Consider the following 12,709-nt stretch of genomic DNA (forward strand, 5'->3'; position numbering starts at 1 on the left):
AAGCGGAAAGCCCCGACACGGGCCGCTGGCGCGTCCCGTTCGGGGCTTCACCTGCACGCACGCCGCACCTGCCGAAGCGCGCCTGTCATCCCGAGGAATCGAGGCCTCGGGAAGGATCGGCGACCGCCGCCGTGTCCAGGCGGGTAAACCCGCGGCTGGGAAAGCGGAAAGCCCCGACACGAGCCGCTGGCGCGTCCCGTTCGGGGCTTCACCTGCACGCACACCGCACCTCCCGAAGCGCGCCTGTCATCCCGAGGAGCGGCCACGGGAACCCTGCCCTTGCGCCCGTACTCCGCAGCGACCGAGGGATCCGCCACACACTCCGGGCCCGCCACACGGTCCTCCCCTCACGAGAACAGGCCAGTCTGCGAAGGCAGACTTCGTGTGGTTGTTGCAGCGAATTCATTCGCCCGACGGAGCCGACGGCCTCGGTGAGATCGGGGACCACATCTGCCAGCCCCGATCCACACCAGGTTTCGCAAAGCGGGGCGGACCGTGGTGGCCCGCCCCGCTCAGCTTACTCGCCGTCCTCGTCGCCAGTCCTCTTCACCAGCTTGTTGAAGCGGTCCAAGCTGCCGTCGTCACCCTTGATGTCGCGGTGAAGGAAAGCCAGTTCCGACTCCTCGAACTTCTCGAACCACTCGTCCCAGCTGATGGGCTCCAGCGAATCACTTCCCGAGTAGCCGGGAAAGTCGATGCGCAGAACGCCGATCTCCTCTTCCCCGGTTCCACGGACGCAGGCGGGGTGCCCTCCGCGCTCCGTCACCCACTGCTTGATGAACTCGTGGTTCGTGGTCGTATGTCCACTGCGGTCCGTCTTGCTCATCGTCGCCTCCCGAAATGTCGGATCCGTCTGCCCAGATCGGCGCTTTTAGCACACTGCGTACCGTTTCGCTCGCGGGACGGTCTCACTACGTCAGGAGCGGAGTTGCCGAGGTCCGCCAGTCATCCCAGGGAGGAGTCCGACGCACGCCCCTCCGTGGGGAGAACCCGAGGAGTTGCCCGACGTGCGCGCGTGATTCGGGCATAGGCCACACGCCTCGTGTTCCAGGGGCGGGTGAACCCGCGGCTGGAACAGCGGAAAGCCCGACACGGGCCGCTGACGCGTCTCGTTCGGGCTTCACCTGCACGCGCCCGCACCTGCCGTCGCGCACGGCACTGTCCCGCCCAGTCCGCGCAGGCGGACTTCGTGACTTTCCAGTCGCGGTTTCAACCGCCGGGACGGATGTGGCGGCCTCTGCATCAGCGACCGCTGCCGCGCCGGAGGCCTCATCGCACACCCCTCCAGGGGCGGGTGAACCCGCGGCTGGAACAGCGGAAAGCCCGACACGGACCGCTGGCGCGTCCCATTCGGGCTTCACCTGCTCGCGCCTGCACCTGCAGATGCGCACGGCACCGTCTCGCCCAGTCCGCGCTGGCGGACTTCGTGACTTTCCAGGCGCGGTTTCACCCGGCCGGACGGATGTGGCGGCCTTGGCATTGGTGACCGCTGCCGCGCCTGGGCTTGTACGTGGCCGCCGCTAGATCCTTCGGCCCGCCGGGTCTGGTTTGCGGGCGAGTGCGGCGTGGCTCGGCCTCAGGATGACAAGCTGCTGCGCGTCAAGGGACTTGGATGCGTACCCCAATGCTGAAGTGTACCCCCTCTCCCACGCTGTTTGTGGGAGAGGGTGGCACGCGTGTCAGCGCGGCCGGGTGAGGGCCCCACGCAGCCGAGGACGCGGGCGTCGTTCTCTCCTCTCCGCACGCAGTTCGTGCGGGGAGGGGCCGGGGGCGGGGCCGGGGGTGGGGCTCCCCTCACTCGTAGACGAACGTCACGTCCTTGCTGATCTCCGGCAGCAGGCTGCGGTACACGGGGCAGGTGAGCGCCACGTGCTCCAGCTTCTTCCGCTGCTCCTCCGTCAGCGCGGCGGGCATGCGGAGGGTCACCGGCAGCGACTCCACCCGCCGCGGGTCGGAGCGCATGTGCTTTTCCAGCGAAAAGCTCACGCCCTCGAACGGCAGGCCGTTGCGCTCGGCGTAGATGGCCATCACCGTGACCATGCACGCCCCCAGCGAGGCTGCCAGCAGGTCCGTCGGCGAGAACGAGCTCCCGTCGCCCGCGTTGTCCACCGGCGCCGCCGTCCGGATCTCCGCGCCCGAGGGACCGTGCCGCAGCTCCGTCTTCAATCCGCCGGCGTACCGGCCCGTCATCTCCACCGCCATCGATCAGCCTTCCCTGTCGCGATCGCCGCGACCTTGAACGTTGTTGGATTCGTGGACACCCGCGGACGGCACTGCTGTCCTCCCGAGTGGTCACCCGCCGGGCACGGCCCGCATCGCCCGAAACAGGTAAGTCGATGCACCGCAGTGCGATGCCGTTCCAGGCCGCGAGCGGCCCGCGCGTTGCCCCTGTGCTACGGTGTCCGGCGGCAGATCGCCGGGCCCCGAACCTTTCCGATTCTCGTCCCCGCACGAGGTTGAAGCCATGAAAGCCCGCATCATCGCCGCCGCCGCGGCCGCCCTGCTGATCGCCGCCCCCCTCGCCGCCCAGGACGACGACTGGGACTGGGACGACGACGACGAGGAGTACTACGAGAAGCAGCCCACGGGCGGCTTCTTCGGCGGAAGCTTCATCGCCGCCCGCACCGAAGGCGAGTTCAGCGACTACGTGAACGGCGGCCTCGGCGGGCAGATCAACTACATCCACCAGCTGGACCGCGACGGATGGCTGGGCATCCGCGCCGACGCCGGCCTCATCGTGTACGGCCACGAACGGCAGCGCGTTCCGCTGAGCCCCACGCTGGGCGGGCGCATCCTGGTAGACCTGACCACGTCGAACAACATCGCCTTCGTGGGCGTGGGCCCGCAGATCGGCGTGCCCAACGGGCGGCTGCGCCCGTACGTGAACGGCTACGCGGGCTACTCGTTCATCTGGACGCAGTCGTCCGTGTCGGGAACGTACGACGACGAGGACTTCGCCAGCACCACCAACTTCGACGACGGCAGCTTTTCGTACTGCGGCGGCGGGGGCATCTACATTCCCGTGGGCCCACGCTCGTCGCGGGCCAGCCTCGACATCGGCGTGAAGTACCACAACAACGGCGTCGCCGAGTACCTGCGCGAGGGCGACATCGAGGACCACCCCGACGGCAGCATCACCCTGTATCCCGTGCGAAGCGACACCGACCTGCTGACGTTCCACATCGGCTTCAGCATCGGAATCTCGCACTGAACGGATAAACGGAAGTACCTGAACGGCAGTACCAAGTGCCCAGTACCAGGTGCCAGGACAAACCCGGGGTTCCAACCAGGCACCTGTCACTTGGCGCTGGGCACTTGGCACTTGGTACCTGCCACCTATCCCACCCGGGCGACGAAGGCCTTCAAATACGCCGTTTCGGGGATGGCCGGGTGTACGGGATGGTCCGGCCCCTGGTGGCCCTCTTCCAGCACCTGCAGGTCGCGCCCCAGGCGGCGGCTGGCGCGCAGCATGGCGTCCATCAGCCCGTCGCGGTGCAGGTGGTACGAGCACGATGCGGAAACCAGGATGCCGTCCGGCTCCAGCAGCTCCATCGCCAGCTGGTTGGCGCGCCGGTACGCTTCCGCCCCGGCCTGGGCGTCCTTCTTCCGCTTGATGAAGGCGGGCGGATCCAGCACCACGGCCCCGAAGCGCTCGCCGTCGGCCACCATGCGGCCCAGCACGTCGAAGGCGTCGCCCCGGACGGCGGATACGCGGTCGGCCACGCCGTTCAGCTCGGCGTTGCGGCCGACCCACTCCAGCGCGGGGGCCGACGCGTCCACGCAGACGACGGACGACGCACCCGCGGCGGCGGCCTGCACCCCCCAGCCGCCCACGTACGAAAAGACGTCGAGCACGCGCCGGCCCCGGACGTACGCCCCCATGCGGGCACGGTTCATCCGGTGGTCGTAGAACCACCCGGTCTTCTGCCCGGAGACGGGAACCTGGAAGCGGACGCCGTTCTCTTCCAGCGACAGCACCTCGGGCACGTCGCCGAACGCGGGGCGAACGTACGGCTCCAGCCCCTCCAGCGCGCGGCCCGAGGTGTCGTTGCGCAGCAGCAGGCTTTCGGGGGCCACGGTGTCGCGCAGCGCCTGCACCAGGTCGTCCAGCACCCGCTCCATCCCGGCGGTGGTCACCTGCGCGACCAGGTGCGGGCCGAAGCGGTCCACCACCAGGCCGGGAAGCCCGTCGCCCTCGCCGTAGCACAGGCGGTAGTACGGGCCGGGAAAGACGGACTCGCGCAGGGCCAGGGCGCGGGCCAGGCGGCGGCGCAGCAGGTCGCCGTCCAGCGGGCGGTTGCGCTGCCGGCTGACCAGGCGCGCGGCGATCAGCGAGCGGGGGTTCACGTAGGCGGTGCCCATGGGCGCCCCGCGCGCGTCCTGCACCTCGGCGGGCTCGCCCGGCTCGAAGTCGGTGAGCGGCGTGGCGCGGACGTCCACCTCGTTGCTGAACACCCACAGGTGGCCCGCGCGCAGGCGGCGGTCCTCGTTCTTCTTCAGGCGGAGCGGACGAAGGGTCATCTCGTTGGACGTCGGTTGGCTTGCCGGGGCGCCGTGCGGCCCCCAAGATAGCCGGAGCCCCAGGCCGCCGCACGCGGCCCGCACTCCGATCAGCGAGGAAACCGATGGCCGACGGCAACTCCCAGTCCACCCCGGCACACGCGCCGGCCGCCACGGCCGACTGGGAAACGCGCGCCCGGCGGCTGGAGGCGCTCTGCGGGCTGGCCGCCGAGTCGGCCTCGATGGTGGATCCCGACCGCATCTGGGACGGCCTCTGCCGCCGGCTTCCCTCGGTACTCGGCGCCGGCGCGGCCGCGCTGTCGACGCCGGGGATCGAGCAGCCGCGCGCGTGGGTGGCGGACGGATGGTCCATCGGATCAGACGAGCTGGCGGCCCTGGCGGCGGCGCCGGCGCCGGACGACGGCCGGGTGGAGGTGGGGGGCGGCGCGGGGTTCGTCTTCCCCCTTCACCACGCGGGCGATGCCGTGGGCACGCTGCTGGTGGCCTGGCGCACCCCGGGGCAGGCCGATGAGGAGATGCACGCGCTGGCCGGGATGCTGGCGGGGCAGGCCGCCGCGGGGCTGGCCAACGCCCGCGCCTACGCCCGGCTGACGGAGGCGGCGGTGCGCCGCGAGCGGTTCTTTTCGGCCATGAGCCACGACCTGCGGACGCCCATCACCGCCATCGTGGGCTACAGCGAGCTGCTGGCCGACGGCATCGTGGGCGAGCTGAACGGGCAGCAGCACGACATGGTGGAGCGCATCTGCCAGGTGTCGGGCCACCTGTCGCAGCTGGTGAACGACATCCTGGACCTGGCCAAGCTGGATGCGGGCCGGATGGAGTTCAACTGCGAAGAGGTGACCCTGGGCGCCCTGGTGGACGACGCGCTGGTGGTGGTGGAACCGCAGGCGCGCAGCAAGGGGCTGGACCTGCGCACCGAGGTGGATCCGCTTCGCGACGAAACGCTGTGCGTAGACCCGCCCCGCGTGCGCCAGGTGCTGGTGAACCTGCTTTCCAACGCGGTGAAGTTCACCGACGCGGGCGCCGTGTCCGTCGCGGCCGGGTGCGACGAGGGCGGGCGCGCGTGGATCGAGGTTCGCGACACCGGGCCGGGGCTGCCCTTCGGCAGCGAAGAGGCGGTGTTCGAGGAGTTTTTGCAGCTGGGCTCGGCGCCCAAGAGCAAGGGCGAGCCCGGCAGCGGGCTGGGGCTCGCCATCTCCCGCCGCCTGGCGCGCGCCATGGGCGGCGACCTGGTGGCCCGGAACTCGCCGCCCGCGGGCGCGGCGTTCACCTTCGTCCTTCCCGCCAGGGGCGAATGAAGCACGGCGCTCCGCATGCCGCGGAGCGCCGCACCGACCTGACTCGAAAGAAGGGATCCCTTCCATGCGCACATCGAAACGCACCCTCCTGGCGCTGGCCTCCCTCGCGCTGCTTCCGCTGGCGGCGTGCAAGGATTCCAGCGGCCCCAACCGGGACCTGGTGGGCGAAGTGCACTTCACCTACAGCGGAGGGGTGAGCGGCGATTTCGATGCCGAGGGCAGGGTGACGGCCGCCAACTCCGAAAGCGGCACCTTCGCGTTCGCGGAGCTGGCGGAGGACCCCCAGGGCGGCGACGCCCTGGTGCTCTACGGCCAGAAGGGCCGCTCCGGCAACAACAAGTACGACGCGCTGCTGGTCGTGCTCGACGATCCCGCGACGGGGACCGTCACCTGCACGGAGTCCGACACCGACTGCCCGATCCTGTCGGCGTTCGTGCTGGGCCAGGACGACACCACCACCGATGACGCGGAGGCGCTGTTCTTCGCCACGTCCGGGCAGCTCACCATCACCCACATGGACGACGAGCGTGTCCGCGGCACGTTCAGGTTTTCGATGGCGGGTTTCGTGGGCGACGACGAGAACGAGGTGGTGGAGGTACAGAGCGGAACGTTCGACCTGCCGCTGCTCGACAAGGGCGACATCCCGTAATCGAGGCGGGTTCGGCGTGCTCGAGCGGTGACGGGATCGGCCTGACGCCACGGGCCGGATGCGAAGGAGGAGCAGAGACGCGGTCTCTGCTCCTCCTTCCGTTTTCACCGCAGGCGCTCGGCCAGGCGCAGCGCGTCGAACGGGGCGTGCACCTTGGCGTCGTTGTCGAAGTAGACGAACACGTCGCGTCCCCCGTGGACGTCCTCGCCGCGATCGGCCACGCACATGGCGTCGCGCGGATGGCACCCGGTGCGCCACTCGCGGATGCGCGACGCCCACCAGTCCAGCTGCGAGTCGCTGTAGCCGCTCGCGTACAATTCCTCGGCCCCGTGCAGGCGGACGTACACGAAGTCGCTGGTTGTGTCTTCCGCGTACGGCCACCGCCCCGCCGTGTCGGCGAACACGAAGGCGGCGTTGTGGGCGCGCAGCAGGTCTACGAAGCGGGGAGAGAGGAACCCCGGGTGGCGGATTTCGAAGGCGTGGCGGATGGTGCCCTGGTGCTCGGGCTCGGTCCACGCGCGCGCGTCCAGCCGGGCGTCGTGGCCGCGGGCCAGGCGCGACGCTTCGTCGTGCGTCCTGGGGATCAGCGCCAGGAAGTCGGCGAAGCGCGCCTCGTCGAAGCGCATCCGCTCCGGAAACTGCCACAGCACGGGCCCCAGCTTTTCCGCCAGCCGCAGCACGCCGGACGCCAGGAAGTTGGCCAGCGCCACCTCCACGTCCTTGAGCTTCTTCATGTGCGTGATGAAGCGGCTTCCCTTCACGGCGAAGACGAAGCCGGGGGGCGTGGCCTCGTACCACGCGCGGTAGCTGGTGGGGCGCTGAAGGGAGTAGAACGAGCCGTTGATCTCGATGGTGTTCAGCCTGGACGCGGCGTAGGCCAGCTCGCGCTTGCGGGCCAGCCCCTCGGGATAGAACACGCCCCGCCACCCGGCGTACGTCCATCCCGAGATCCCCACGTACGTCGTTCCGCTCTGTTTCGTGTCCATGCCGCGCGTTTCCGCAAACATGAAACCGCTGGTCTCACACGGAGGGCGCGGAGGTCACGGAGGACGAAGGGAGGTGCCCTCCTCCTGCGTGTGCTGCGTGCCCTCCGTGTGAGGGGTTCTTCGTCAGTGGCCCGTGTGCCCGGTGTCGGCAGGCGCGGCGGCCGGAACCGGGGCGGGCGCGGTCGTGGACGATCCGCCCTGGGCCGCCGCGTTGCTGGAGGCGGGCACGTTCGATGGGGCCGGCGTCTGCACCGCGGGGGCGGCGCCGGTGTCGGCCGCGGGGGTGGTGGCGACGGGGGGCTGCATGGAGGGCGCGCTGTCGACGGTCAGCGGCAGCGGCGGGGCGGCGCCCGCGTCGACGGTGTTGTCGGTGGGCTCGGCTTCCCTGGCGCAGGCGGCCAGCGCGGCCGCGCAGGCGAGGGCCATCACACTTCCGCGGATCGCGGCGAAACGGGCCATGGGTCCTCCAGATACGAGAGTGGGGTCACGAAGGGCGACACCATACGCGGGCCGTCTGCAGATGGCAACTCGCCGCGCCCTTCCATCCCGGACCATCGTCGAATATACTCTGCGGCCATCCTCCTCAGCCGTGCTCCCGACCCGCGCTCATCCCATGCACAAGACCCGGCGCCTTCTCGCCGTCGCGATCCTTTCACTCGCCCTCACCGGCTGCGGCGACGGCAAAACACCCATCGATCCGACTCCCAAGGGCCCCGCGCCCGGCGAACTCCGGTTCGAGTACTCCGGCGCGTTCACCGGTACCTTCAGCGCGACGGGAGATCCAAGGGCGAGCCGCGTGGCTGCGGCGGGGGTCGATTACGATGGTGAAAACGAGCTGCACATCGTCGGCTACCGATACCCTCCCCAAGGGTTCGATTTCGACGACTTCGGGATCGTGGTCCCGAACCCGAAGGTTGGAACCATCGATTGCACCACCATGACCACGTGCCCGGTGACGCACGCGTTCGTCGCGTTCAACGCCACTTCACCCGGCAGCGGCTATGGAGACGCCACGTCGCTGCGCCTTACGATTTCCACCCTGCGGGCCGACAGCGTGAAGGGCACGTTCGAGATGCAGGTGCGGATGCGCGAATCGGGCGCCACGCTCGCCGTCACCAAGGGCGGGTTCAGCCTCCCGCGTCTTCACTTCTAACAGGAACTCCGCTCCGCAACACGGCCCCGCCTCAATGCTTGAAGCGGGGCCGGTCTTTTCACCGAGACGGAGGAAACTCTACCGAGCGGACAGCAGCTCCTCGCGCTCCTTCTTGGCAGACTCCACCACCCGCGGCACCTCGTGGCCGGGCACCTCCTCGTACGCGTGGAAGGTACGCGTGTGCGTGGCGCGCCCCTGCGTGAGCGAGCGCAGGGCGGTGGCGTACTTGTACAGCTCCGCCTGCGGCATCAGGGCGCGGACGCGCTGGTTCCGGCCGGCCGGCTCGATGCCCAGGATGTGCCCGCGCCGCTGGTTCAGGTCGCCGATCACGTCGCCCAGGAACTCGTCGGGAGTGAACACGTCCACCTGCATCACCGGCTCCAGGATCACCGGCTGCGCCTTTTCGGCGGCGGCGCCGAAGGCCAGGATGCCGGCCATCTTGAAGGCCATCTCCGAGCTGTCGACCGTGTGGTAGCTGCCGAAGTATACCTCGGCCTCGAAGTCCACCATGGGGAAGCCGGCCAGCACCCCGCGGGCGGACGCCTCCTGCACGCCCTTGTCCACCGCCGGGATGTACTTGCCCGGGATCACCCCGCCCACGATGGAATCGGTGAAACGGTAGCCGGAGCCCCGGTCCAGCGGCTTCAGGCGCAGGTGCGCGTCGCCGAACTGGCCGCGCCCGCCCGTCTGCTTCTTGTGGCGGCCCTGCGCCTCGGCCACCGCGCGGATGGTTTCGCGGTAGGGGATGCGCGGCGCCTTGACCACCACGTCCACCCCGTTCTTGCGCTTCAACCGCTCCAGCTGCACCTCCAGGTGAAGCTCGCCCAGCCCCCGCGCGATCGTCTGCCCCAGCTCGGGAACGTACTCGGAGGTGAAGCAGGGATCTTCCTCGTGCAGCTTGTGCAGCCCCACCGCCAGCTTGTCTTCCTCCCCGCGCGTCGCGGGCTCCACCGCCACGGCGATGTCGGGGTCGGGAAAGCTCACCCCGGCCAGCACCAGCGGGTGCCCGGGGGCGGAGAGCGTGTCGTTGGTGTGCGTGTCCTTGAGCTTGGCCACGACGCCGATGTCGCCCGCGCGCAGCCCGTCCACCTCCTGGCGGTCGCGGCCCTGCGGGATGGAGAGGTGGGCCAGCTTTTCGGGCTTTTCGCGGGTGGCGTTGAACACCTCGGCGCCGCTGCTCACCGAGCCGCCGTAGATGCGGAAGAACGACAGCTCGCCCACGTGCGGCTCGCTGGTGGTCTTGAAGACCAGCGCGGCGAACGGGTCGCTGTTCAGGTTCCTCAGCTCCACCACGGTGTCGGTGCGGCCCTGCGCCAGCTCGGCCGGGCGCTCCTGGGGCGAGGGCATCAGCTCCACCAGCTTGCTGAGCAGCGCCCGCGTGCCCCACGTCTTCGTCGGCGCGCCGCAGAACACGGGGTACAGGTCGCCGCGCAGCATGGCCTGCTTGAGCGCGTGCAGCGCCTCGTCGCGGGTGATGGTGTCGCCCTCCAGGTAGTGCTCCAGCAGGTTGTCGTCCGTGGCCGCGATGGTTTCGATCAGGTCGTTGTAGTAGCGGTCGACGATGGCCTGCAGTTCGGGGGGAACGTCGTGCTCCTCGTACTCGCCAGCCGTGGTGCCCTCGACGTAGTAGTGCACCTGGTCGCTGAACAGGTTCACGATGCCGCGGAAATCGTCCCCCGCGCCCACGGGCACCTCCACCGGGATGGCCTTGGGCGTCAGGTGCTCGCGGATGTCCTGGTAGACGCGCTCGAAGTCGGCGTTCTGGCGGTCCATCATCGACACGAAGAGGATGGCGGGCAGGTGGCGCTCCTCCAGCAGGTCCCACACGCGCTCGGTGCCCACCTCCACGCCGTTGACGGCCGACAGGCACACCAGCGCGCCGTCCGCCACGCGGATGCCGGCGCGCGTTTCGCCCAGGAAGTCCAGGTAGCCGGGGGTGTCGATGAAGTTGATCTTGCTGTCCATCCACGCCGCCCAGGCCACGGACACGTTCATGGAGATGCCGTGCGCGTTTTCCTCGGGCGTGAACATGGTGAGGGCGGTTCCGTCATCCACCGACCCGTGGCGCTTGGTGGTGCCCGCCACGTAGCACGCCGCGTCGACCAGGGTGGTCTTTCCCGATCCGCCGTGGCCTACCACGCACACGTTGCGGATGCGGTCCGTTGTGAATGAGGGGGCTGAAGCCATACGCACCTCCTGGAGAAGGGGGAGGGGTGGGAATGCCGCCCGTTCCCACACGCGGGCGGGTAGTGCAGGGTGGTTCCGGTCATGGTGTTCGTCAAGAGTTTTCGATCGGCGGGGCCCCTCCCCCGGGCCCCGCGCGGCACGCAACTGCTGGGCGGAGAGGGGAGAACTTCAAGCGAGGTTCGACGGACTGCCTCGCATGCCGCGGGAGCCCCCTCTCCCCGGCCCTCTCCCCCGCTTCGCAGGGGAGAGGGAGAATTCGATCGCGCTCCGGCAGGTGGGGCGCGCGTACGCGTGAAGCCCCGGGAGGGACGCGACAGCGGCCCGAGCCGGGGCTTTCCGCTGGTCCAGCGGCGGGTTTACCCGCTCCTGGAGGCCAGGCATTCCGCCGCTCGCTCGTGAATCGCGCGGTGTGTGGCGGATCCCTCAGTCGCTGCCGTCTACGCGGTGCGGGCAGGTCAGGGGTGGCCGCTCCGTCGGGATGACAGCTGCGCGTCGGCAGGTGCGGAGTATGAGCCTCACAGGCTTTGCGAGGCTTTCCCCAGTGGTTGCGGCGGATTACTCCGCTCCCCCACGAACGAACGCGGCCCTCCCCGAAGCCGAGGAGGGCCGCACTCACGCACTCACGCACTCACGCACTCACGCACTCTCACGTCCCCGCCATCGCGGGCTGCTGCTCGAACACGCCCTCTTCGGTCTCGGCGATCAGGTGGTCCACCACGTCCTTCAGGTCGCCCGTGCGCTCGAAGACCTTCACCTGGCGGTCGGCGCTGGAGCCCTCGTCCATGATGCGGAAGGCGTACGACACCTCGGCGCGGCTGCCCAGGTCGTCCACCACGTCGTCCACGAACCACTCCAGCATCTCGCGAATCAGGTGGCGGGCGGGGCTCTCCTTCTGCTTGCCGAAGTCGATCAGGTTGCCGTCCAGCCCGTACCGCACCGATCGCCACTTGTTCTCTTCGATCAGGTCCGACGCGTACACGCGGAAGGTCATGTTGTCGCGCCGCAGCTTCCACAGCTTGGCGATGATGGCCTGCAGGATGGCGCCCACGCACACGGCCTCGTCCACGCGCGTGCACACGTCCAGGAAGCGGAACTCCAGCGTGGGATACGCGTGGTGCGGCCGCAGGTCCCAGTAGATCTTGCTGCCGTCGGGAATGCACCGCGTGGAGACGAGCGTTTCCTGCAGCTCGGCGAAGTCTCCCCAGCTGCGCATGATGCGGGGCACGCCCGTCCGCGGGAAGTTGCGGAACACCACGCTGCGGTAGCTCTTGAGCCCCGTGTTGCGCCCCATCCAGAAAGGCGAGCTGCTGGACAGGCACAGGATGTGGGGCAGGAAGTAGCGCGACACGTTCATGGCGTCGATCAGGAACTCCGGGTCTTCGATGCCCACGTGCACGTGGGTGCCGAAGATCAGGAGCTGCTGCGCCAGGTCCTGCATGTCCTGCTTGACGCCGATGTAGCGCTCCAGCGGCGTGATCTCCTGCGTCATCCAGCTGCTGAAGGGGTGCGTGCCCGCCGCGACCACCTTGAGGTTCTTTCGCGCGGCCAGCCCCATCACCATCCCGCGCAGCCGCCGCAGCTCGGCGCGCACCTCCTGCGGCGTGCGGCAGACGGTGGTGCCCACCTCCACGATGGACTGGTGGAGTTCGGGCTTGATCTCGCCCAGGATCATGTGGTCGTCTTCCAGCAGCTCGGTGATGTACGACCGCAGCTCCCGGGTTTCGGGGTCGATGATCTGGTACTCTTCTTCGATGCCGAGCGTCAGCGAAGGAGCCTTCATGCGGGCAATCCCTGGGATGGTGTTGCGGGCCGATGCTGCGTTTACCTGGGCACTCGCTTCGTTTGCTGCTCCGGCTGCACGGATCGCGCCGGTTCCCCCTCCCCCGGCCCCTCCCCCGCAAACTGCGCGGGAGAG

11 protein-coding genes are annotated in these 12,709 nt (G+C 69.3%); 4 read left to right on the forward strand and 7 right to left on the reverse strand.

The annotated features are described in order from the left end of the window. Positions 1-517: 517 nt before the first annotated feature. Together VGB24_RS00225 and VGB24_RS00230 are read right to left on the reverse strand one after the other, a co-directional pair. The gene (locus VGB24_RS00225) at positions 518-826 is read right to left on the reverse strand and encodes a hypothetical protein (RefSeq protein WP_331070941.1); all 309 of its coding nucleotides are present in this window, start codon (positions 824-826) and stop codon (positions 518-520) included. Positions 827-1,794: 968 nt separating this feature from the next. Then, on the reverse strand, positions 1,795-2,202 hold the full coding sequence (locus tag VGB24_RS00230) for an OsmC family protein (protein WP_331070942.1): 408 nt from the start codon (positions 2,200-2,202) through the stop codon (positions 1,795-1,797). A 262-nt stretch (positions 2,203-2,464) separates the two neighbouring features. Here VGB24_RS00230 and VGB24_RS00235 point away from each other — a divergent pair, with 262 nt between their 5' ends. Beyond that, entirely contained in the window at positions 2,465-3,211 is a 747-nt protein-coding gene (locus VGB24_RS00235; RefSeq protein ID WP_331070943.1) for a hypothetical protein, read from the forward strand. A gap of 125 nt (positions 3,212-3,336) precedes the next feature. On the opposite strand, the gene VGB24_RS00240 is transcribed toward VGB24_RS00235, so the two are convergent. Then, the gene (locus tag VGB24_RS00240) at positions 3,337-4,521 is read right to left on the reverse strand and encodes a class I SAM-dependent rRNA methyltransferase (RefSeq protein ID WP_331070944.1); all 1,185 of its coding nucleotides are present in this window, start codon (positions 4,519-4,521) and stop codon (positions 3,337-3,339) included. A gap of 104 nt (positions 4,522-4,625) precedes the next feature. Here VGB24_RS00240 and VGB24_RS00245 point away from each other — a divergent pair, with 104 nt between their 5' ends. Both VGB24_RS00245 and VGB24_RS00250 read left to right on the forward strand, forming a co-directional pair. Further along, positions 4,626-5,819: a HAMP domain-containing sensor histidine kinase gene (locus VGB24_RS00245; RefSeq protein WP_331070945.1), complete on the forward strand. Its 1,194-nt coding sequence runs from the start codon at positions 4,626-4,628 to the stop codon at positions 5,817-5,819. A gap of 64 nt (positions 5,820-5,883) precedes the next feature. Next, positions 5,884-6,468: a hypothetical protein gene (locus VGB24_RS00250; protein WP_331070946.1), complete on the forward strand. Its 585-nt coding sequence runs from the start codon at positions 5,884-5,886 to the stop codon at positions 6,466-6,468. Positions 6,469-6,572: 104 nt separating this feature from the next. On the opposite strand, the gene VGB24_RS00255 is transcribed toward VGB24_RS00250, so the two are convergent. Both VGB24_RS00255 and VGB24_RS00260 read right to left on the reverse strand, forming a co-directional pair. After that, complete coding sequence (locus tag VGB24_RS00255; RefSeq protein ID WP_331070947.1) at positions 6,573-7,454, reverse strand: DUF72 domain-containing protein; 882 nt, start codon at positions 7,452-7,454, stop codon at positions 6,573-6,575. 123 nt (positions 7,455-7,577) lie between these two features. After that, positions 7,578-7,913, reverse strand: coding sequence for a hypothetical protein (locus VGB24_RS00260; RefSeq protein WP_331070948.1), 336 nt, complete (start codon positions 7,911-7,913; stop codon positions 7,578-7,580). A 154-nt stretch (positions 7,914-8,067) separates the two neighbouring features. Here VGB24_RS00260 and VGB24_RS00265 point away from each other — a divergent pair, with 154 nt between their 5' ends. After that, a complete protein-coding gene (locus VGB24_RS00265) occupies positions 8,068-8,607 on the forward strand; it encodes a hypothetical protein (protein ID WP_331070949.1) in 540 nt (179 codons plus the stop codon). Positions 8,608-8,685: 78 nt separating this feature from the next. Here the strand turns inward: VGB24_RS00265 and fusA are convergent, their stop codons facing one another. Together fusA and VGB24_RS00275 are read right to left on the reverse strand one after the other, a co-directional pair. Beyond that, on the reverse strand, positions 8,686-10,794 hold the full coding sequence (fusA, locus tag VGB24_RS00270) for an elongation factor G (RefSeq protein WP_331070950.1): 2,109 nt from the start codon (positions 10,792-10,794) through the stop codon (positions 8,686-8,688). Positions 10,795-11,440: 646 nt separating this feature from the next. Beyond that, positions 11,441-12,574, reverse strand: coding sequence for a carboxylate-amine ligase (locus VGB24_RS00275; RefSeq protein WP_331070951.1), 1,134 nt, complete (start codon positions 12,572-12,574; stop codon positions 11,441-11,443). Positions 12,575-12,709 lie beyond the last annotated feature (135 nt).

Origin of the sequence: Longimicrobium sp. (assembly GCF_036399935.1) — a bacterium.
GTDB lineage: Bacteria > Gemmatimonadota > Gemmatimonadetes > Longimicrobiales > Longimicrobiaceae > Longimicrobium.